The organism is Xanthobacter sp. DMC47, from assembly GCF_056313845.1.
On record NZ_JBQUZM010000001.1, the window covers coordinates 1,018,701 to 1,040,054 of the forward strand.

At 67.7% G+C, this 21,354-nt stretch carries 19 protein-coding genes; 9 read left to right on the plus strand and 10 right to left on the minus strand.

The genetic code is table 11. From position 1 onward, the window contains the following. Window positions 1-9: 9 nt before the first annotated feature. A complete protein-coding gene (locus ACT54R_RS04740) occupies window positions 10-1,416 on the plus strand; it encodes a hypothetical protein (RefSeq protein ID WP_476324146.1) in 1,407 nt (468 codons plus the stop codon). A gap of 6 nt (window positions 1,417-1,422) precedes the next feature. On the opposite strand, the gene ACT54R_RS04745 is transcribed toward ACT54R_RS04740, so the two are convergent. After that, window positions 1,423-3,084 carry a GMC oxidoreductase gene (locus ACT54R_RS04745; protein ID WP_476324148.1) on the minus strand — a complete coding sequence of 554 codons (1,662 nt, stop codon included), beginning with the start codon at window positions 3,082-3,084 and terminating at the stop codon, window positions 1,423-1,425. A 521-nt stretch (window positions 3,085-3,605) separates the two neighbouring features. Here ACT54R_RS04745 and ACT54R_RS04750 point away from each other — a divergent pair. From ACT54R_RS04750 to ACT54R_RS04760, 3 genes are all read left to right on the plus strand, one after another. After that, window positions 3,606-4,655 carry a GHMP family kinase ATP-binding protein gene (locus ACT54R_RS04750; RefSeq protein ID WP_168459934.1) on the plus strand — a complete coding sequence of 350 codons (1,050 nt, stop codon included), beginning with the start codon at window positions 3,606-3,608 and terminating at the stop codon, window positions 4,653-4,655. Between the two features lie 106 nt (window positions 4,656-4,761). Beyond that, a complete protein-coding gene (locus ACT54R_RS04755) occupies window positions 4,762-5,985 on the plus strand; it encodes an HAD-IIIA family hydrolase (protein ID WP_476324150.1) in 1,224 nt (407 codons plus the stop codon). Further along, complete coding sequence (locus ACT54R_RS04760; protein WP_476324152.1) at window positions 5,982-7,142, plus strand: AGE family epimerase/isomerase; 1,161 nt, start codon at window positions 5,982-5,984, stop codon at window positions 7,140-7,142. The genes ACT54R_RS04755 and ACT54R_RS04760 overlap by 4 nt, the downstream gene beginning before the upstream one ends. Before the next feature lie 10 nt (window positions 7,143-7,152). Here the strand turns inward: ACT54R_RS04760 and ACT54R_RS04765 are convergent, their stop codons facing one another. From ACT54R_RS04765 to ACT54R_RS04790, 6 genes are all read right to left on the minus strand, one after another. Beyond that, window positions 7,153-8,091 (minus strand): glycosyl hydrolase family 18 protein, encoded by a 939-nt coding sequence (locus tag ACT54R_RS04765; RefSeq protein WP_476324154.1) that lies wholly within the window; start codon window positions 8,089-8,091, stop codon window positions 7,153-7,155. A gap of 41 nt (window positions 8,092-8,132) precedes the next feature. Continuing rightward, window positions 8,133-9,548 carry an exopolysaccharide biosynthesis polyprenyl glycosylphosphotransferase gene (locus tag ACT54R_RS04770; RefSeq protein ID WP_168459938.1) on the minus strand — a complete coding sequence of 472 codons (1,416 nt, stop codon included), beginning with the start codon at window positions 9,546-9,548 and terminating at the stop codon, window positions 8,133-8,135. Between the two features lie 215 nt (window positions 9,549-9,763). Further along, on the minus strand, window positions 9,764-11,170 hold the full coding sequence (locus ACT54R_RS04775; protein WP_168459939.1) for an NAD(P)(+) transhydrogenase (Re/Si-specific) subunit beta: 1,407 nt from the start codon (window positions 11,168-11,170) through the stop codon (window positions 9,764-9,766). A 10-nt stretch (window positions 11,171-11,180) separates the two neighbouring features. Beyond that, window positions 11,181-11,636 (minus strand): proton-translocating transhydrogenase family protein, encoded by a 456-nt coding sequence (locus tag ACT54R_RS04780; protein WP_168459940.1) that lies wholly within the window; start codon window positions 11,634-11,636, stop codon window positions 11,181-11,183. After that, window positions 11,636-12,799: a Re/Si-specific NAD(P)(+) transhydrogenase subunit alpha gene (locus tag ACT54R_RS04785; RefSeq protein ID WP_168459941.1), complete on the minus strand. Its 1,164-nt coding sequence runs from the start codon at window positions 12,797-12,799 to the stop codon at window positions 11,636-11,638. The genes ACT54R_RS04780 and ACT54R_RS04785 overlap by 1 nt, the downstream gene beginning before the upstream one ends. A 36-nt stretch (window positions 12,800-12,835) precedes the next feature. Continuing rightward, window positions 12,836-12,988: an aa3-type cytochrome c oxidase subunit IV gene (locus ACT54R_RS04790; protein WP_024280402.1), complete on the minus strand. Its 153-nt coding sequence runs from the start codon at window positions 12,986-12,988 to the stop codon at window positions 12,836-12,838. A 402-nt stretch (window positions 12,989-13,390) separates the two neighbouring features. On the opposite strand from ACT54R_RS04790, the gene ACT54R_RS04795 reads away from it, so the two are divergent. Together ACT54R_RS04795 and ACT54R_RS04800 are read left to right on the plus strand one after the other, a co-directional pair. After that, entirely contained in the window at window positions 13,391-14,536 is a 1,146-nt protein-coding gene (locus ACT54R_RS04795) for a PA0069 family radical SAM protein (RefSeq protein ID WP_476326381.1), read from the plus strand. 9 nt (window positions 14,537-14,545) lie between these two features. Beyond that, window positions 14,546-14,995, plus strand: coding sequence for a VOC family protein (locus ACT54R_RS04800; RefSeq protein ID WP_476324158.1), 450 nt, complete (start codon window positions 14,546-14,548; stop codon window positions 14,993-14,995). 4 nt (window positions 14,996-14,999) lie between these two features. Here the strand turns inward: ACT54R_RS04800 and ACT54R_RS04805 are convergent, their stop codons facing one another. Further along, window positions 15,000-15,713 (minus strand): TetR/AcrR family transcriptional regulator, encoded by a 714-nt coding sequence (locus ACT54R_RS04805; RefSeq protein ID WP_168459943.1) that lies wholly within the window; start codon window positions 15,711-15,713, stop codon window positions 15,000-15,002. 639 nt (window positions 15,714-16,352) lie between these two features. Between ACT54R_RS04805 and ACT54R_RS04810 the strand changes: the two genes are divergently transcribed. The 3 genes from ACT54R_RS04810 to ACT54R_RS04820 all read left to right on the plus strand — a co-directional run bounded on the left by ACT54R_RS04810 (window position 16,353) and on the right by ACT54R_RS04820 (window position 18,558). Beyond that, a complete protein-coding gene (locus ACT54R_RS04810; RefSeq protein WP_476324160.1) occupies window positions 16,353-17,306 on the plus strand; it encodes a lipid kinase in 954 nt (317 codons plus the stop codon). Further along, window positions 17,307-18,050, plus strand: a complete 744-nt coding sequence (locus ACT54R_RS04815; protein WP_476324162.1) for a TerC family protein — start codon at window positions 17,307-17,309, stop codon at window positions 18,048-18,050. Between the two features lie 154 nt (window positions 18,051-18,204). After that, window positions 18,205-18,558, plus strand: coding sequence for a hypothetical protein (locus ACT54R_RS04820; RefSeq protein ID WP_476324164.1), 354 nt, complete (start codon window positions 18,205-18,207; stop codon window positions 18,556-18,558). Window positions 18,559-18,570: 12 nt separating this feature from the next. Here ACT54R_RS04820 and ACT54R_RS04825 read toward each other — a convergent pair whose 3' ends face one another. Continuing rightward, window positions 18,571-19,872 (minus strand): NAD(P)/FAD-dependent oxidoreductase, encoded by a 1,302-nt coding sequence (locus ACT54R_RS04825; protein WP_476326383.1) that lies wholly within the window; start codon window positions 19,870-19,872, stop codon window positions 18,571-18,573. A 42-nt stretch (window positions 19,873-19,914) separates the two neighbouring features. Next, on the minus strand, window positions 19,915-21,318 hold the full coding sequence (locus ACT54R_RS04830) for a glutamine synthetase family protein (protein WP_168459948.1): 1,404 nt from the start codon (window positions 21,316-21,318) through the stop codon (window positions 19,915-19,917). Window positions 21,319-21,354 lie beyond the last annotated feature (36 nt).

Here is a 21,354-nt window from a genome sequence, read left to right on the forward strand (position 1 = left end):
GGATCGGTCATGACGGCCCAGGACGGCTCTGCAGCCCCGCGCGGTGCACTGCGGCGTGTGACCATTCCGGCCATGACCGCGCGCGTGCGGCGGGCTCGGCGCAATCTCGGCGAGCGGTTTTCGCCCGGCCTCACCATGGCGGTGCTGCTCTTCATCCTGCCGGTGTTTGCCGAGTGCTTCCATTATTACTCGGAGCTGCTGCCGCTCTACGCCTTGTCGAAGGCGTGGCCGATCCTAACCCTGCCCCTCACCGTCCGCGGTCTCGCCAAGCTCGACCTGCCCTGCAAATACGTCTACGTGGTTTTCCTGGCCTATGGCCTCGGCATCACGCCGCTCGTGTCGATCATGCAGCTCGGCAACGATTTCTTCGGCTCCATCGCCACGACGGTGAAGATCTGGCCGATCACCTATTATTTCGGCCTGTCGGTGATGCTCCTGTGGCTCAGCCCGGTGCCCGACCGCGTGCGCCGCGCCTGCGTGGTGCTCGGCATCGCCACCTACGTGCTGATGCTGATGATGTGGATCCTCATCCCGGACGCCTGGTACACGGACAATTCCTCCCAGGGAAAGCTGCTGCTGACCGACGACGAGCGCGGCAACCGCATCTACATGCCCATGTTCTTCGGCATTCTCCTCGTCTTCTACCTCGTGCGCTCCTTCATGGAGAAGCCGCACGTGGTGAAGGCACTGGGTGTCGTGGTGGCGTTCGTGCTGATGCTGTGGATCTACAAGCAGCGGGCCGCCATAGGCTGCAGCATCATGATCTGCGGCTATGCGGCGTTCAGTTCGCTGTCGCCACGGTGGAAGCGCGCGGCGCTCGCCGGCCTCCTGATGCTGTTGCCGTTCGCGGTGATTGCCGCCATCAACCTCGGCGGCAATGCCGCGCAGGATCTCGGCGGCTCCCTGTCGGTGCGCCAGACGTCGCTGGCCCAGGCCTTCGGCTTTCTCGGCGACCAGCCGCTGCGATGGCTGTTCGGCGTCGGCGCCACCACGCGCTTCGGCACGGTGACGCTGGCGGACATCTTCCAGAATGCCGACTTCTACGTCTCGGACCTCGGCTGGGTGGGTGTCGCCTTCGAGTATGGGCTCGTCGGCTCCATCCTCATCATGACGCTGTTCGTCACCGGCTTCCTCGCCGCGCGCACGGCGGCCCGGCGCACCGGGCACTGCCTCGACCTCGCCCTCAGCGATTATATTCTGTACATGCTGGCGACGTCGGCGGTGTATCCGCTCACCTTCACCCCCGGCGAACTCTGCGTCGCCATGGGCCTTGCCATCTACATGAGCCGATGGAGGGCCCCGGGCGAGGCGCTGGCCGGCGGAGGCGGCCGGCGCGTGGCCTTCCGCACCCATGTGGTCGAGATCGGCGGCAACCGCCGACGGCGCCAGGTCGCCATCGGCAAGCTCAACGGATGATGTGTCTCAGGCCGTGGCCGCGACGCCGGCCGGTGTCGCGAGCCGGCTGGTGAGGTGCTTGGCGAGCCGCACGCCCAGGGTCACCGCCGTGAGGGTGGGATTGGCCTGGCTGGACGTGGGATAGACCGCCGAGCCAGCGACGAACAGGTTGGACGAGCCAAACACCCGGCAGTCGCGATCCACCACGCCGGTTCGCTCGCTCGCGGCCATGCGGGCAGTACCGATCTGGTGGTGGCCGTCGTAGCACTGCTTGAGGATGTAATCGACCCGCTCTTCCTCGGGGACGAGCCAGTCCATGCGGCCGGTCCCTGTGCGCTGCAGCCAGTCCGCGAAGGCGTCGTGGGTGCGCAGCAACGGCTCGACGTCCGCCCGGGTATATTTGAGGTCCACCTTGAGGCGCGCCAGACCGGTGGCGTCGCGCGCACCGGAGAGCGTCACCCGGGAGGTGGGGTCCGGCAGGTGCTCGGCATGGAAGCGCACGGCGTAGCGCCGGCCGGCGTTGCGCTGGAAGAAGCCAGGCTTGCGCGGGCGCGCGAAATACCGGCCATAGAAGAACGACGGCACGAACGCGGCCGTGGTCGGCAGATCCCGCAGGATGTTGAGGATGTGCGGCAGGCGGCGCACATCGTGCCCCACATAGTGCTGGCGGATCGATTCGGCGACGATCTGGCGCCCGAGCGGGGGAATGGACAGCGCGAGATAGGCGAGCGACAGGATGCCGTTGCGGTGGATCGGGTCGCGGATCAGCGGATAGTCCGGCCACAGCGCCACATTGGTCAGTCCCAGCCGCTGCTGCAGGTCGGCGCTGGGCATGAAGCGTCGGCGCACGTAGTTCACGCCGTTGCGGAAATAGTCGATGCCCCCGTCCACCACGTCAGAGGTCAGCGTCATCTCGGCGGCGATGGCGTAGAGGTGGCCCATGTAGAAGCGGCCGAGCGGGCCGTCCTCGCCGCCGAACCGCGCGGGCGCATCCGCCTGGGCGGCGAGCAGGAGGCGGGTGCTCTCCAGCGCGCCGGCGGCCAGCACGACGGTCTTCGGCGAGACCAGGGCCTCCGTCCCGCCGGGGGCCTTCACCTTCACGCGGGACACCGAGCCATCCTCGGCGAAGTCGATGCCGCAGGCGGTGGCGTTGAAGCGCAGATCGATGTTTCGCTCGGCCTTGAGTGTCTCGGCGTACATCAGGTCGAAGCGCGGCTCGAGGCTCCACCGCTCCAGGCGGCGGAAGGAGAAATCATCGTCCTTCGGATCGAAGCCCGGCACGTCGATGTCGAACAGATCCTGCCCGCAGCCGATCAGGTCGCAGGCCTCCTGCATATGGGGCGCGACATCGCTGAAGGAGATGGGCCAGCCGCTGTGCGGGATGGCCGGACGGGTCTCGAAGTCCTGCGGATCGAAGCTGACGCAGCGGCCACCCCACAGGTTCGACGCGCCGCCCAAGCTGCGCTGCACGCCGATGGCCATGGTGACATGGGTATTGGGATCGACGATCTCGGCATCCGAGAGCGCCTGCGCCACCGGCTCCGGTGCCGGACCGCCCGACTCGAGCAGGACGACGGAGCGGCCGGACCGTGCCAGCACCAGCGCCATGGAGATGCCCACCGGCCCCGCGCCCACGATCAGGACGTCGGGGGTCTTTCCATCCAGTCCGGCAAGGCCCGTGGTGATCACATGATACTCCGTCAGCAGAAGGGGATTGAAAGCAGAACGCGGCCCCGCGGTCGTGTTCCCGCGCGGGTTGTCCTCCCGTCCCGGGCAGCGGACAGTCGAACACCCAAGATGTCGGGCGAAGAGGTTTTGGGCGAATTGATTTCGGGCAAACGGAGATCGCGGTTCGCGACTGGCGGGGCGCGGCCGAGGAGCACGCCCCACGGCACAAGCTGTTCGCGTACCCCGGCAGACATCCCGGACACGCCATTCTCCCGCATTGCGCGGAGCGCCGTCGAAGCAGCGCCCCCGTCCCCCGACACCGCCAGACATAGCAGACGAACCGTCAAGCACAAGGCCGCCCAATGTCCTGGTCGCGGTGCTCGCCGGCCTCTCGCGCAGAGGACATCCAACTTGTCGCAGGCGCGCGAAAAAAGCTGCCGTCTTGCGCACGAACAATGACCATGGTCACGTCTTAGTAAGAAGAATGACCTTCTAGATAGCCGCGCTCGTCCAGCCCATTTCTGCGAAGGGGGTCGCGTACCATGGCAATCGGCGATGCGTTGAACGTGCGCGCGCGCGCACCTTTGCGCCTGGGTCTTGCGGGAGGCGGCACCGACCTCTCCCCTTATTGCGACGAGCACGGCGGCAACGTGCTCAATGCCACCATCGACCGCTTCGCCTACGCCCATATCCGGGTGAACCGCATTGGTGCCCTGGTGCTGCGGGCCCGCGACGTGGGGACCGAAGAGGTGCTCGAGCCGAGCCTCGACCACCCCATCACCGAAGGCCTGATGCTGCATCGGGCCGTCTACACCCACATGATGAAGAGCTATTGCGACGGCGTGGCGCTGCCGCTCACCATGTCCACCACCATCGACGTGCCCGCCGGCTCGGGGCTCGGCGCATCCTCGGCCCTTGTGGTGGCGCTGATCGAAGCCTTCACCTACGCCCTCGGCCTGCCGCTCGGCCCCTATGACGTGGCGAAGCTCGCCTTCGACATCGAGCGCAAGCAGCTCGGCCTCGCCGGTGGCCGGCAGGACCAGTATTCGGCGGCCTTCGGCGGGCTCAACTTCATCGAGTTCCTGCCCTCCGACCGGGTGATCGTGAACCCGCTGCGCATCCGCCGCGAGCATCTCAACGAGTTCGAGGCGTCCCTCGTCATCTGCTTTTCCGGCCAGTCGCGCCGCTCCGACACCATCATCAAGGAGCAGGTGGCGGGGCTGAAGCAGATGGACGCCAAGACCATCGAGAACATGCACAAGCTGAAGCAGGACGCCATCGACATGAAGCTGGCTCTGCTGCGCGGCGACATCCGCGCCACGGCCGAAATCCTCGGACGCTCCTGGGCGTCCAAGAAGGCCACGGCCGCCGGCATCGCCACCGAGCAGGTGGACAAGCTCTACGACGCCGCCATTGCGGCCGGCGCCTGGTCCGGCAAGGTCTCGGGCGCAGGCGGCGGCGGCTTCCTCATGTTCCTCACCGATCCTGAAAACCGCTACCGCCTCATCGGCGCGCTGAACGAGGCGGGCGGCGATGCCAGTGCGGTGAAATTCTCCATGGACGGTGCCGAGGGCTGGCCCATCGGCATCTGAGCCCGAACGGACCCACGCACCGGCGCCCTTCGTCACCGCGGCGACACCCGCGGTGGCTTGCGCCGTGCTATGAGCCCCAAACGGAATTGCTGCGAGAGGAGCCGGCGTGACCGAGCAATGCGTCATCCTGCTGGGCGGGCTCGGCACCCGCCTCGGCGCGCTCACCAAGGACACGCCGAAGCCGCTTCTGAAGGTGGGCGATGTCCCCTTCGTGGAGGTGCTGATCGCCGAGGCGCGGCGCCGGGGATTCCGCAAGTTCCTGCTGCTCGCCGGCTACCGGGCCGAGGTGGTGGAGACGTACATCACCGGCACGGACGTGCCCGGCCGTTTCGACTGCACGGTGGACATCTCGCTGGAGGAGACGCCGCTCGGCACCGGAGGCGCGCTGGTCAACGCCTTGCCGCTGCTCGACGAGAGCTTCCTGCTCGTCAACGGCGACACTTGGTTCGACTTCAACTGGCTGGATCTCGTCGCCACGTCGCGGAAGAACGGTGCGGCCTTCGGCATGGGCCTGCGTCTCGTTCAGAACCCGGACCGCTACGAGACCATCGCGCTCGACGGCACCCGCGTCGCCGCCGTCCGCCCGCGGGGGGCCGGACTGCCGGAGGCCCTCATCAATGGCGGCGTCTATTATGTGCGCCGGGACGTGATCGAAGGCCTCGCCATGCCCTCCTCGCTGGAGGCGGACCTCCTGCCCCGCCTCGTGGCGGAAGGCCGCGTGACCGGCGTCGCCTATGACGGCTTCTTCATCGACATCGGCATCCCCGAGACCTTCACGGCGGCCCAGACCAGCGTGCCCGCCCGCCGCCGCCGCCCGGCGGTGTTCCTCGATCGCGATGGCGTGCTCAACGTCGATACCGGCTATGTGCACGCCGCCGAGGACTTCACCTGGATCGAGGGTGCGAGGGAAGCCATCAAGCTTTTCAACGACCTCGGCTACTACGTCTTCCTCGTCACCAATCAGGCCGGCGTCGCGCGAGGCTATTACGAGGAAGAGGCGATCCACGTCCTGCACGCCTTCGTGCAGGCGGAACTGCGCGAGGTCGGGGCCGAGCTGGACGACTGGCGCTATTGCCCGTTCCATCCCGAAGGCACGGTGGAGCGCTACCGCGGCTCCCACGCCTGGCGCAAGCCCGAGCCCGGCATGATCCTGGACCTGATGGCGAACTGGCCGGTGGACACGGCGCGCAGCTTCCTCATCGGCGACAATCCCACCGACATCGCCGCCGCCAAAGCCGCCGGCATTGCCGGCCATCTCTTCCCGGGCGGCGACCTTCTCGCCTTCTCCCGCGCCATCCTCGCCACCACCACCGCGGAGCCGCAGCCATGACCGGCCAGACCACGGGTGCCACCTCCCATCCCCTCGCCGACCTCGCGGCCGACGCCCGCGCCTGGATGTTCGGTGCTGCGGCGCCGCTCTGGTCGCAGGTCGGGCGCGATCCCAAGGGCCTGTTCGCCGAGCGGCTCGACGTGGCGGGTCAACCCGACGACGCCCCGCGACGCCTGTTCGTGCAGGCGCGGCACACCTATTCCTTCTGCGAGTTTGGCCGCCTCGGCTGGGACGGCCCATGGCAGACGCTCGCAGGCGAGACGGTGGATTATCTCCTCGCCCACGGCCGGCGGCCGGACGGTCTCTTCATCCACCGCTTCACGACGGACGGCGCCGTGCTGGACGCGCGCGCCGATCTCTACGATCAGGCCTTCATGCTGTTCTGCCTGGGCCATGCCGGCAAGGCGCTGGGGCGGCGGGATCTCTATGACGTCGCCGACAGTCTCGCCGATGCGCTGGAGGCGGGCTGGCGGCATCCGGCCGGTGGGTTCGTCGAGCACGACATCCCGCGCCCGCACCGCCACCAGAACCCCCACATGCACTTCTTCGAGGCCTTCTCGGCGCTCTATGCCGTGACCGGCGCGCCGCGCTGGAAGGCACTCGCGGAAGAGATGGCGACGCTCTGCCGCGACCGCTTCATCGATCCGGCCACCGGCGCGCTCCTCGAATACTTCACCGACGACCTGAAGCCCGCGCCCGGCGTGGACGGCACCATCGTGGAGCCGGGCCATTGCTTCGAATGGGCGTGGCTGTTCGAGGGCCTCTCCGCCTGGGGCTGGCCGGGTGCTGAGGTGTCCGACCGCCTCACCGCCTTCGGCCGGCGCACCGGCATCGATGCGGTGAATGGCGTCGCCATCAACGAGGTGCTGATCGACGGCACAGTCCACAAGCCCACCGCGCGCCTCTGGCCGCAGACCGAGCGGCTGAAGATCGCCCTTGCCCGCCTGCGCCGCACCGGCAGCGCGCAGGAGGCAGACGAGGCACGCAACGCCTATCGCGGCCTCAAGCTCTATCTCGACATGCCCGTGCCCGGCACGTGGCAGGATGTGCTGAACCCCGACGGCAGCTTCGTGCCCATGCCCGCGCCCGGCTCATCGCTCTACCACATCACGTGCTCCATGGCGGAGCTGGTGGACACGGTGGAAGGGCGGCGCTGAGGCGCCTGCCTCAGGGGATGGTCGCCGCGCAATCGGCGAGATCGAGGGTGACGCAGATCGCAACCATCAGGGAGCGGTAGTCGGGATTGTCGGGGCCGGGCGGCCCCGGCGGCACCTCGGCGATCGCATAGAGCATGCCGCCGGCGAGCAGATCGTCCTTCACCGCCGACAGGAGGCGCGCCGTGCGCTCCAGCGAGAAGCGCGCGTCGCCCGCGTCCGACGGCATCACCTGGATGCCGAGGGCGAGCGGCCCCTTCCACACCCGGCGGTAGGCCCGGAATGCCTGGTCGGGGCGGTAGGTCGGGCCACCGTCATAGGACACGACGGACACGAGATCGAGGCTCTGCGCCGCGGGCGAGCGGAGCATGGCCAGCATCATGCCCACATAGGGGCCATTGCGTGGCTCGGCGCCGGCGAAGGCGCCCTCCCCGTAGGCGCCCACGTTCCAGCCGGCAAGGGTGAGCAGCGCGGGGCGCGGGACCGCCCGGCGCAGATCCGCCAGGACGGCGACCGAGCGCGCATCCTCGGCGCACGCGACGCGTCCGTCCGTGCGGGTGCAGGCGGGATGTTCGGTCTCATAGTCCAGGTCGACGCCATCCGCGCCGAGGTCGGCGACGAGCCGGGCCAAGGCATCGAAATTGCGGGCATCCCACCCGAAATGCTTCCAGCCGCCGACCGACACCAGCACCCGCACGGCCGGATGCCGGGTCTTGAGCAGCGCGATGGCGTCCTTCAGCACCTGCCCGGAAAAGGGGAAGAGCAGCCCGGTGCCGGAGAGGTCGAGATTGCCGGAATAGGTGAGGTCCGGCCTCGTGAATCCCAGCGCCACATGGGTGATATAGCCGGGCAGCCGGGCAAGCCGCGTCTCGGCGGGATCGTCAGTGACGACCTCCGTCCAGGAGGCGTGATAGGCGAGGAACGGACGGCCCGCGGCGGCGGCCGGCGACACGGCGGCCCCCGACAAGACCAGGGCCAGTATCACCACAAGGGTCAGAAGACCGACGGACCAGCCATGCCCTTGGTGACGGTGAGCAGCATGATTCTGATATCGAACCATATGGACCAGTGCTCGATATAGAAGAGGTCGAGCTCGACGCCGCGCTCGGCCTTCTCCAGCGTGTTGATGCCCCCGCGCATGCCGTTGATCTGCGCCCAGCCGGTGATGCCCGGCTTCATGCGGTAGCGCGCCACATACTGGCTGATGGCTTCGTAGCGGACGTTGGTGGCCACCTTCATGTTGGGCACATGGGGGCGCGGGCCGACGACGCTCATCTCGCCGCGCAGCACATTGATGAGCTGCGGCAGTTCGTCGATGGAGGTGGAACGCAGGAAGTTGCCGACCTTGGTGATGCGCGGGTCGTTCTTGCTGGTGCCCTTGGAGCCGTCGTCGGTGGGATCGACCCGCATGGTGCGCAGCTTGTAGCACTGGAACACGCGGTTGTTCAGGCCCACGCGCGGCTGGCGGAACAGGATCGGCCCGGGCGAATCGAGCTTGATGGCGATGGCCGCGCCGATGAGGATCGGCGCGGTCAGCAGAAGGCCGATGGTGGCCACCACATAATCCTCCACCCCCTTCAAGAGGCCCAGCGAACCCTTCAGCGGCTGCTGCTGCACCTGGAGAGCCGGCTCGCCGGCGATGCGGGTGAGGTTGGCATAATTGAGTGTGAAGCGGTCCGGGTCCAGCTCCACCACCACGTCGGCGGCGATCTGGTACATCTGGTTGGCGATGGCGCTGATGGCGGCCGGGTCATTCCAGCTCTTGGCGACAACCACGATATCCACCGGGTTGTGCTTCACATATTCCAGAAGGTCCTTCATGCCGCCGAGCACCGGCAGGCCGTCAGGGCCGGGCGGAGGCAGGGGCGCCCCCTCCTCGTGGCTGTCGTCGAACAGGGCGACGAAGCTGAGGAGCCCGGTGTCGCCCTCCTCCTCCTCATAGCGCCGCACGAGATCACGGGCGCGGCCGAGATCGCCGATGGCCACCACATTGCGGCGCAGCACCTCATGGGTCTGCACCAGCGCCATGCCGATGCGCACCAGTACGAGGCGGCCGAAAATGAGCATGAGGGTGGTGACGACGCCCCAGCCGAAGAGCGCCCAGAGGTTCGTCTGGCCGATGGGGATGAGCGCGTAGTAGCAGATGGCGATGACGGCGCCCGCGGGCACCACGCCGACGCCGATATGGCCGATCTGCCGCAGCGGACGGACATAGTGCTCGACCCGGTAGCCGCGGCCGATCTGCAGCACCTGCACATAAATGAAGATGCCGAACGCCCATAGGATGGCGAGCTGGCTCCAGGACAGGAATTCCCAGCGCAGGTGCGCAATGATCGCGCCGAGCGCCGCCATGACGACGTCGCACGACAGGACAAGCCGATTGACCAGTCCGTGGGTCCAGCGTGTCATCGTCCCCCGATCCCCGCAGTCGCCTTCCGAATCCCAAGCGTCACGGTATGTGCTTCTGGTTAAGAAGTGGTGGGCAGTCAAGGATATGGAACAAATTGTGGCGGTTTGGATCTATTGGCCGGCTCGCGATCCCGCCCCGCCTCGGCCGCCTCAACGCAGAAGCCGCCGGACCCTGCGATCCGGCGGCTTCCATCATGCTCGAACTCAATGTCCCGTCAGTGGCCGAAGGCCTTCACCACGTCTTCGGTGACCTTCTTGGCGTCGCCGAAGAGCATCATGGTGTTGTCCTTGAAGAACAGCTCGTTCTCCACGCCAGCGTAGCCCGCCGACATGCCGCGCTTGATGAAGAGAACGGTCTTGGCCTTCTCCACGTCGAGGATGGGCATGCCGTAGATGGGCGACTGCGGATCGGTCTTGGCCGCCGGGTTGGTCACGTCGTTGGCGCCGATGACGAAGGCCACGTCCGCCTGGGCGAACTCGGAGTTGATGTCCTCGAGCTCGAACACCTCGTCGTAGGGCACCTGCGCCTCGGCGAGCAGCACGTTCATGTGGCCCGGCATGCGGCCCGCCACCGGGTGGATGGCGTACTTGACCTCGACGCCCTCCTCCTTGAGCAGGTCCGCCATCTCGCGCAGCGCATGCTGGGCCTGGGCCACCGCCATGCCGTAGCCGGGCACGATGATGACCTTCTCGGCGTTCTTCATAATGTAGGCGGCGTCGTCCGCCGAACCCTGCTTCACCGGGCGGGCTTCCGCCTGGCCTCCGCCGCCGGCCGCCGCAGCGTCACCGCCGAAGCCGCCGAGGATGACGGAGATGAAGGACCGGTTCATGCCCTTGCACATGATGTAGCTGAGGATGGCGCCCGAGGAACCTACGAGCGCACCGGTGATGATGAGCGCCGTGTTGCCCAGGGTGAAGCCGATGCCGGCCGCCGCCCAGCCCGAGTAGGAGTTCAGCATCGACACCACGACGGGCATGTCCGCGCCGCCGATGGGGATGATGAGCAGGCCGCCGAGCACCAGCGACAGCAGCGTGATGATCCAGAACAGCGTGATCGAGCCGGTGAGCACGAAGGCGACGATGAGGATCAGCAGCAGCAGCGCGAGGCCGCCATTGATGAGATGGCGCGCCGGCAGCATGATCGGCTTGCCGCTCATGTTGCCGTTGAGCTTGGCGAAGGCGATGATCGAGCCCGTGAAGGTGATCGCGCCGATGGCGACGCCCAGCGACATCTCCACGAGGCTTGCCCCGTGCAGGTGTCCGGGATCGCCGATGCCGAAGGCACGCGGTGCATAGAGCGCGGCCGCCGCCACCAGCACGGCGGCGAGGCCGACGAGCGAGTGGAAGGCGGCGACGAGCTGCGGCATTGCCGTCATGGCAATGCGCTTGGCCACCACTGCACCGACGCCACCACCGATGCCGATGCCGGCGAGCACCAGCACCCAACCGATCCCGTCGGACGGCGGGGAGAGGGCCAGCGTGGTGAGGATGGCGATGCCCATGCCCACCATGCCGAACAGGTTGCCCTGCCGCGAAGTGGTGGGGTGGGAGAGGCCCCGCAGGGCCAGCACGAAGAGAATGCCTGCAACCAGATAGAGCAGGGCAGCGAGGTTCGCGGTCATGTGCCTCGCCTCACTTCTTCTTGGAGTACATGGCGAGCATTCGGCTGGTCACCATGAACCCGCCGAAGATGTTCACCGAGGCAAAGATGAGCGCGACGAAGCCGAAGATGCGCGCGCCCCAGGCGTGGCTGGAATCGCCCACCGTGGTCACGCCGACGGCGAGCAGCGCGCCGACCACGATCACCGACGAGATGGCGTTGGTGACGCTCATCAGCGGGGTGTGCAGCGCCGGGGTCACCGACCACACCACGTAGTAGCCCACGAACACTGCGAGCACGAAGATGGAGAGGCGGAACACGAAGGGGTCGATGGCCCCGCCGGTCGCCGCGTGGGCCGCCGCGCCGAGGGCGGTGGCGGCCTGGTCGGCGTAGGCCTGCGCGGCCATGGCAGCATCGCGCGCGACGTCGGCGGCGATGCGGGCTTGAACGGCGGCGTCCGCCGCGGACTGGGCTGTGGCGGGATTCATCAGGCCGCTCCCTCGCTGGTCGCTGCGGGATTCTTGGGTGCGAAGTTGGGATGCACGACGGCACCGTCACGGGTGAGGAGCGTGGCCTTCACCAGCTCGTCGTCCCACTTGACGGCCAGCGCCTTCGACGCCTTGTCCACCATCGTCTCGAAGAAGTTGAACAGGTTCTTGGCGTAGAGCGGCGAGGCCGAGGCGGCGATGCGGCCCGGCACGTTGAGGTGGCCGACGATCTTCACGCCGTTCACCTCGACCACCTGCCCCGCCACCGCGCCGGCGACGTTGCCGCCGCGCTCGACCGCGAGGTCGATCAGCACGGAACCCGGCTTCATGGAGGCCACCATCTCCGCCGTCACGAGGCGCGGCGCGGGCCGGCCCGGGATCAGAGCGGTGGTGATGACGATGTCCTGCTTCTTGATGTGCTCGGCGACGAGCGCGGCCTGCTTGGCCTGGTACTCCGCCGACATGGGCTTGGCGTAGCCGGCCGCGGTCTCGGCCTGCTTGAATTCCTCGTCCTCCACCGCGACGAACTTGGCGCCGAGCGAGGCGACCTGCTCCTTGGCGGCGGGCCGCACGTCAGTGGCGGTCACGATGGCACCGAGGCGGCGGGCGGTGGCGATGGCCTGGAGGCCGGCGACGCCGGCGCCCATGACGAAGACGCGGGCGGCCGGAACGGTGCCGGCGGCGGTCATCATCTGCGGCAGGGCGCGGTTGAACTCGGCGGCCGCGTCGATCACCGCGCGATAGCCGGCGAGGTTGGCCTGCGAGGAGAGCACGTCCATCACCTGCGCACGGGTGATGCGGGGCATCAGCTCCATGGCGAAGGAGGCGATCCCGGCATTGGCCATGGCGGCGAGCGCCGCGTCGTTGCCGTAGGGATCCATGATTGCGAGGACGAGGGCGCCGGGCTTGTACGACGAAAGTTCGGCTTCCGTCGGCCGGCGAACCTTCAGTACGACTTCCGCGCCGTTCAGCGCATCAAACGCCGACGGGGCGATGGTGGCGCCAGCCGCCACGAAGTCGGAATCGAGAATGCCGGACTTCACGCCCGCGCCGCTCTCCACGGCCACGGATGCGCCCAGTGCGACGAGACGCTTCACCGTATCCGGGGTCGCGCCAACCCTCGGCTCGCCGAGATCGATCTCGGCGGGAACAGCGATTTTCATTTCTTGATGTCTCCGGTGCTCCGGCCGCTCAGCGGTTCAGAGGAGGAAAATCCACATCAGGACGAGGATGGCAGCAACGCCGATGGTGCCCCACTTGGCGAGGGCAGTGAACATCGCGTAGGTGCGCTCGTGCTCGGGATAATCGTTACCGTCTGCCGTGGCGTATTCGATCGTGGCGTGTTCAGCCATCTTATCCCCCTGCTCCTAAGCGTCTTCTGAGGCCTTTACCGGAGATGGGAATGTCTGGCAACTGCCTTTTGGTGTACAGTATACCAGATTAAACGATGAGGGCCGTCAGTCCCCCGTGAGTCTCCCGGCGCGGGCCAGATGTTCTTGTTTTGTTCCTGTTTCGGTGCTAGCTTTTTAAGCATGAGCCCCGCATCCGATTCCCACGGCCCGCGCACCGCCGCCCCGCCCGTTCCGGGGGGACCAATTGCCGCGCCGATCGCTCCCGCCCTGAAGGCCCCATCCAGGGCGGGTTTGCCCAAAGCCACTCCTGCCAAGGCTGCCCAGCCCAAGGCGGCGCCGAAGGCTTTTGCCGGCGACGCCCGTATCGCCTCGCCGCCGGTGAAGACCCGCTCCGAGCGCATCATGGGCCGCCTCGCCGAGGAGCGGAGCGCGCCACCCCCTGCCCTGCCGCCCGCGCTGGACGGCGAGGCCGGGACCGGCGTCGAGACGGAACGGCGGCGCGGCCGCGGGGCCGTTTCCAACGCCGCCGGGCGCTTCGAGCCTGCCGCCCGCGTGCTGTTCGACGACGGCTGGCAGACGCTGGAAGACCTGCCGCCCTTCCGCACCGAGGTGACGGAGGAGCGGGCGCGCACGGTCATCACCCGCAACCAGTCCCCCGATATCGCCTTTGACCGCTCCATCAACGCCTACCGGGGCTGCGAGCATGGCTGCATCTATTGCTTCGCACGGCCAACCCACGCCTATCACGGCCTGTCCGCCGGGCTCGACTTCGAGACCAAGCTGTTCGTAAAGCCGGACGCCCCGGAACTGCTGGCGCGGGAGCTGTCGCACCCGTCCTACAAGCCGCGCGTGATTGCCATGGGGACCAATACCGATCCCTACCAGCCCATCGAGCGGCGCTACGAGCTGACCCGCCGTATTCTTGAGGTGCTGGCGGACTTCGGGCATCCGGTGGGCATCGTCACCAAGTCGGCTCTGGTGGTGCGCGACATCGATATCCTCGGACCGATGGCGGAAAAGGGCCTCGCCAAGGTCGCCATCTCCATGACCACGCTCGATCCGCACCTGTCGCGGACCATGGAGCCGCGCGCCGCCAGCCCCCATGTGCGCCTCGGCACCATCCGCCGCCTCGCCGACGCCGGCATTCCCACCGCGGTCCTCACCGCACCGCTGATCCCGGCTCTCAACGACATGGAGATCGAGCGCATCCTCGATTCCGCCAAGGCCGCGGGCGCGTCCGAGGCCGGCTATGTGATGCTGCGCCTGCCGCTCGAGATCGCCGACCTGTTCCGGGAATGGCTCGTGGCACATTTCCCGGACAAGGCCCGCCACGTTCTCAACCTCATCCGCCAGATGCACGGCGGCAAGGATTACGACTCTACCTTCGGCAAGAGGGGGCGGGGGGATGGGCCTTATGCCTGGACGGTGGGCCGCAGGTTCGAGATCGCCGCCCGCCGCCTCGGCCTCGCCGGCCGCGGGCTGAAGCTGACCACCGAGCACTTCCGCCGTCCGAAGCAGCCGGGCGAGCAGCTCGACCTGTTCTCTTGAGGAGCCGGCATGACCGCACCCAATCTCAGGCTCCACCTCGTCACGCTCGGCGTGTCCGATCTCGCGCGCGCCGCCGCCTTCTATCGGGCGCTCGGCCTGGTGGAGAGCAAGGCGGGAGAAGGGGAAGCCGGCAACGTCGCCTTCTTCCGCGCGGGCAATGTGGTGCTCAGCCTCTTTCCGCGCGGGCGCCTCGCGGAGGATGCAATGCTGGCCGATACCCCGCCGCAGCCTTTCGCCGGGCTCACGCTCGCCTGCAACGTCGGCTCACCGGACGAGGCCGAAGCCCTGATCGCGCGAGCGGAGGCGGCGGGCGGGCGCGTGGTCAAGCCGGCGCAAAAGGTGTTCTGGGGCGGGACGAGCGGCTATTTCGCCGACCCCGACGGGCATCTGTGGGAGGTCGCCCACAATCCCTTCTTCCCCTTCGATGCCGAAGGCCGACTGGTTCTGCCCGGTGGGTGAGCGCTCAGGACGCGGCGCGGCGATCGCTGCCGTAGGCCCGCAGGAACACGCGCACGGCGCCCCGCACCGATTTCTCCACCGCCGCCGGATCGGGCGCGTTCGGTGCGCCGACAAGGACCGGAATGGTCACGCCATCCTTGCAGAGGGTGAGGAACTGGCTCGCCGCCTGGTCCACGTCCTCGATGTCGAGCAGCCCCTGCTCCACCTTGGCCTTCAGAAAGACGGCGAGGCGGGAGATGCCGGCGCAGGGGCCGGCCTCGAAGAAGCGGCGGCCCACATCGGGAAACTTTCCGGAAATGGAAATGACCGTCCGCAGCAGCGCGATGCTGCTCGGCCGCAGGATGGCGGTGACGAAGGACCGGCCGATCTTGGTCAGCGCCGCCTCGATATCCTCCTCGTCGGGATCCACGACGAACATGCGCTCCGCGGTCTCGCCGCACTCGTTGGAGACAAGCTCGGCGAACAGGTCGTCCTTGTTCTCGAAGTAGACGTAGAGCGTGCCTTTGGAGACCCCGGCCGCGCGGGCGATGTCGCCCATGCTGGCGGCATCGAAGCCGCGATCAAAGAACACTTCCCGGGCACCGGCGAGAATCTGGCTGCGCTTCTCGGGGTCCTGTCCCGCCCCTGTCCCCGCTTCGTGGGCATCGCACGGGCCGCACTCCTCCCCGCCCGCCACCTGTCGTGGCTTGAGTGCGATATCGCCTTCGCTGTCCGTCATCCCGCGGGTCTCTTCCTTAGGCCTTCGTTCTCGGCGATCGCACATCCCGGGCGCAAGCGCATTGACGATGATGGCGTCCCTTGCACGGCCGGCATGGCAATGATGCCACACATCGAACGGGGTAAAGATGCCTGCCGATCGCACACTTGACTGAACCGTTCAGTTCTCTCTTGCATCGCCCCAAGCGGTGCGCTATGTCAATACTCATCGAACCAAACCGTTCGGTCATCGCCCGGTGCCGCAACCCGGGCGCTGATTGAACCGAGGGAGGAGAGCAACGCCCCCGCTCTCCTCCCTTCCCTTCCCAAGCGGACAGGGGTTCGGTCATAGCCAGGTGCCGCAACCCTGGTGCTGGCCGATGTAGAGGGAGGAGAGCAACGCCCCCGCTCTCCTCCCTCTGTTTCCTCGGGCACTCCCCAAAGCCGCGAAGGTCGATCGCCCCAGCCACGCCGGAGGCGGGCCGCTCGCGCGACATTCTGCCTCATCCCCTTGGCGGTAGCGCCAGAGTCCCCATTTCCCCGCTCACCGGTCCGGGCCCCTCTGGCGCAGGTTTTCTGCGTGATGTCGGATCAGGCGTGATTTGCGCGCTCCATCCAGAGGCCCCATGGTTCCCTCCGCATCGTCGAGACCGGCAGCAGCATGACTGACCGAGCCCCCCGGACCCGGCGGCGCGCGCTGTTCATGGTCAACACGCGCGCCCGCAGCGGCACCCTGCCGCTTGATGGGGTGCGTGCCATGCTCGAAACCGGCTTCGATCTTCTCGAAGCCCCCTTGCCGCCGGCTGGCGACGTGTCCGACGCGCTGCGTGCCCGTGCGGACGAGGTGGATCTCGTCATCCTCGGCGGCGGCGACGGAACCCTGAATGCCGCCGCCTCGGGCCTCTACGACACCCAGCTCCCCCTCGGGGTGCTGCCGCTCGGCACGGCCAACGACTTCGCCCGCACCCTCTCCATCCCCACGGATCCGCTGGCGGCGGCGCGGGTCATCCTGGACCATCCGCCCCGCTTCATCGATCTCGGCGAGGTCAACGGCCATCCCTTCCTCAACGTGGCGAGCATCGGCTTTTCCGCGGATCTCGCCCGCGCGCTCACGCGGGAGGCCAAGCGCTATTTCGGCGTGGTCGGCTACGGCATCGTCGCCGCCCGCCTGCTGATGCAGTCGCGCCTGTTCACGGCCTATATCGAGCATGACGGAACCGCCGAGGCCGTGCGCACCCTGCAGGTCTCGGTGGGCAACGGCCGGCACTACGGCGGCGGCATGACGGTGGAAGCGAGCGCCACTGCCGATGACGGCCAGCTCGATTTCTACAGCCTCGAAGTCGACCACTGGTGGCGCCTGCTGGCGCTCCTGCCCTCGCTCCGCGCCGGCACGCAGGGGCAGTGGGATGACGTGCGCGCCTTCCGCACGAAAATGGTCGTGGTCCGCACCAGCCGCCCCCGGCCGGTGAACACCGACGGCGAGCTTGTCACCTACACGCCTGCGCATTTCCGCATCCGTCCGGCCGCCATCCGCGTCCACGCCCCGCCGCAGTCCGCGCCCCTTCCCGGCGGCGCCCAGAATTCCTCGCAACCCCTTGCTGAAGGCACCCCCTAGATGGACTACCTCCTCCAACTCGCAGCCGATCCCGCCGCGTGGGTCGCCCTGGTGACGCTGGTGGCCATGGAAGTCGTGCTCGGCATCGACAACCTGATCTTCATCTCCATCCTCACCAACAAGCTGCCGGAGCAATACCGCAGCAAGGCACGACGCATCGGCATCGGCCTCGCGCTCATCATGCGCCTCGCCTTGCTCGGCACCATCGCCATCATCGTGCGGCTCACGGCACCGATCTTCGAGGTGTTCGGCCATGGCTTCTCCTGGCGCGACCTCATCCTCATCGCGGGCGGCCTGTTCCTCGTGTGGAAGGCGACCACCGAGATCCATCACAACGTGGACCCGCAGACCCATGCGGAGGACGTGAAGGACAGCAGGGTCACCATCGGCTTCACCGCGGCCATCGTGCAGATCCTGATGCTCGATATCGTGTTCTCCATCGACAGCATCATCACCGCCGTGGGCATGACCGAGCACATCCCCATCATGGTCATCGCCGTGATCGCGGCAGTGACCTGCATGTTGTTCGCCGCAGACCCGCTGGCCCGCTTCATCGAGGCCAACCCCACCGTGGTGATGCTGGCGCTGGGCTTCCTCATCATGATCGGCATGACGCTGATCGCCGAAGGCTTCGGCGCCCACGTGCCCAAGGGCTACGTCTACGCCGCCATGGGTTTCTCCACGGCCATCGAGGGACTCAACATGCTGGTCCGCCGCCGCCGGGCGGCGGGCGCTGGGCATTAGCCGGGAAGGCCCGATCGAGACGCCATCCGGTCGCGCCGCCGCATTCCAACGGGCCGTGGGCATGGGTATGCTCGCGGAGCGGGCGGATTGGCTCGCGACTCATTGGGGCGCGGCGTGCATCCCGCCACCCCGCAGCCTGTGGCCGAGGTCGAGAATGGCTCATTTTTCCGCGTCCCGTTTCGCCGGCGCGCTGGTGCCGGCACTGGTACTGATCGCGTTCGCCGCACCGGCGCGCGCACAGGCCTGCCTCGAGCAGATCGTTTCGGTCCAGGCCGCCCTCAAGGAGCGACTGCCTCACCCCAAGAAGCCGCCGGAGCAGGAGCAGTCCATCGCCGCGCAGACCGACCAGCAGCCGACGCCCGGATCGCTGGCCGCGGCGGGGGTGACGCAGCCGGATTCCGGCGCCCTCGGCGCGCTCAACCAGGCCATCAACCTGCAGGCGGCCGGCGACGAGGCGGGCTGCCTGAAGGCCCTCGCCGAAGCCAAACGCCTCGGCGGCCTCAATTGAGGCCGGACCGGCTCAGAGCCGGTCGCGCAGGGCGTAGTAGCTGAGGCCCGCCATCATCAGCGGGGTGCGCAGCAGGGTGCCGCCGGGGAAGGGCGGTACCGGCAGGCGTCCGAGCAGATCGAAGCGCGCGAGCTGGCCGTCCACCGCCTCGGCGAGGATCTTTCCGAACAACGGCGCCAGCGCCACCCCCTGCCCGCTGTAGCCGGCCGAGACCAGCACACGGGGCGACAGGCGGCGCACGAAGGGCAGGCGCGTCATGGTGATGGCCAGCACGCCGCCCCAGGCATAGTCGATGCGGGCCTCGCCGAGCTGCGGGAAGATGCGCAGCATGAAGGGCCGCACGAAGTCCGCCACGTCCGGCCGCAGCCCGCGGCGATAGCTCTCGCCGCCGCCGAACAGCAGCCGGCCGTCGGCGGAGAGGCGGAAATAGTTGATGACGAAGCGGCTGTCCGCCACCGCGGCGTCGTTGGCGATGATCTCGTGCGCCAGGTCCCCGAGCGGCTCGGTCGCGGCGATATAGTTGCAGATGGGCATGACGTGGGCGTCCACCCGCCGGTCGAGCCCGTCCATCAGGCCGTTGCCGCATTCGAGCAGGAAGTCGGCGACGACGCTGCCACCGCCGTCCGTGGTGACGGTCACGGAGCCCTCATCGCTGATCTTGACCGCCCGCGTGCCCTCGTGGATCTCGACCCCGGCGGCAATGGCGGCGGAGCCGAGGCCGAGTGCGAAGTTGAGCGGGTGCAGATGGCCCGCGCCCTTGTCCAGCAGTCCGCCATAATAGGCGGAGGTGCCGACCAGCGCGCGGATCTCGTCGCGGGAGAGAGGCACCAGCGCGTCATAGCCGTAGTCCGCCGCCAGCGAGCGAGCGTAATCGTAACTGTCCGGGACGAAACGCGCCTTGTGGTCGGCGAGGATCAGGCCATCGCGCAGGTCACAGGGAATATTGTGGCGGGCGATGAGGCTGCGCACCAGCGCCTTGCCCTCCTCCGCAAGGTTCCAAAGCTTGCGGGCATCCTCACGTCCCACCGCCTTTTCCAGGAAGTCCTGGCCGCGGCGCTGACCGCTGTGGAGTTGGCCCCCATTGCGCCCGGAGGCACCCGAGCCCACCCGCGCGGCCTCCAGCACCACCACCTTGTGCCCCGCCTCGGCGAGATGCAGAGCCGCCGACAGTCCCGTGTAGCCGGCGCCGATGATGCAGATGTCGGCCCGCACCGCGCCCTTCAGAGGCGAGAAGGCGGGGAATGCGGTCGCCGTCGCCGTGTACCAGGAGCGGGCATGGCCGGCCGGATTGAGCGGCGCGGCGACCCGGTGCATGGCGCTTTCCTTCTTCTTGTTCTCTTTATGCACCGGTCGGCCTCACACGTTGAGCAGAAGGTACTCCCGCTCCCAGGGCGAAATCACCCGCATGAAGGTTTCAAACTCGGCCTGCTTCACCGCGGCATAAGCGGAGACGAAGCGCTCGCCCAGCACCTCGGCGAGGGGTTCGTTGTCCTGAAACGCCGCAACCGCCTCCAGGAGCCCGCGCGGCAGGTCGAAATCGAGATTTTTCGCGTCGCCGTCTATGGGATCGGTGGCGCGCAGGTTCTCGGTCAGACCGAGATAGCCGCAGGCGAGGGACGCCGCGATGGCGAGATAGGGATTGGCGTCGGACGACGGCACCCGGTTCTCCAGCCGCCGCGCCTCGGGGGTGGAGGGCGGCACGCGCAGGCCGGCGGTGCGGTTGTCGTAGCCCCATTGCAGGTTGATGGGCGCCATGGAATCGCGCGTCAGCCGGCGATAGGAATTCACGTAGGGCGCCATGATGCACATGACCGCCGGCAGGTATTTCTGGTGGCCGGCGATGAAGGAGAAGAACTCCGGCGTCGGGTCGCCGTCCTCGTCGGAGAACAGGTTGCGTCCGGTTTCGGTGTTGATGACCGACTGGTGGATGTGCATGGCGCTGCCCGGCTCGTTGGCGATGGGCTTGGCCATGAACGTCGCATAGATCTTGTGAGCGAGCGCCGCCTCGCGGATCGTGCGCTTGAACAGGAACACCTGGTCCGCCAGCACGAGCGGGTCGCCATGGCGCAGGTTGATCTCCATCTGCGCGGCGCCGTCCTCGTGGATCAGCGTGTCGATCTCCAGCCCCTGGGCCTCGGAATAATCGTAGATGTCCTCGAACAGGGCATCGAACTCATTCACCGCCTGGATGGAATAGGACTGGCGGCCGATCTCCGGCCGGCCGGACCGGCCAACCGGGGGCTTCAGGGGATAATCGGGATCGGTGTTGGGCTCGACCAGATAGAACTCGATCTCCGGTGCCACCACCGGCTTCCAGCCCTTCTTCTCGTAGAGCGAGATGACGTGCCGCAGCACCTGGCGGGGGGCAAGCTCCACCGGGCGGCCGTCGCGGTGATAGGCGTCGTGGATGACCTGGGCGGTCGGATCCTGCGCCCACGGAACCGAGCACAGGGTGGCAAGGTCCGGCTCCAGCACAAGGTCGCTGTCGGCGATGACCGAATCGACCAGCCCTTCATAGTCGGGATACTCGCCGGAGATGGTCTGGAAGAAGACCGACAGCGGCAGGTTCATCACGGGCGAGGAAAAGAACTTGGAAGCCGGCATGATCTTGCCGCGGGCCACGCCGGCGAGATCGGGAACGGTGCATTCAATCTCGGTGATGCCGCGGCTGGCCATCCAGGCCTTGGCTTCCGTCAGTGATGTCACACCCCGCGGGGCCGTTGCCTGAGCCTTTTGCGCACCCTTGCTGCGTTTCGCCATGATGTCCTCGGGCGTGAACCGTTCACGCCCAAGCAG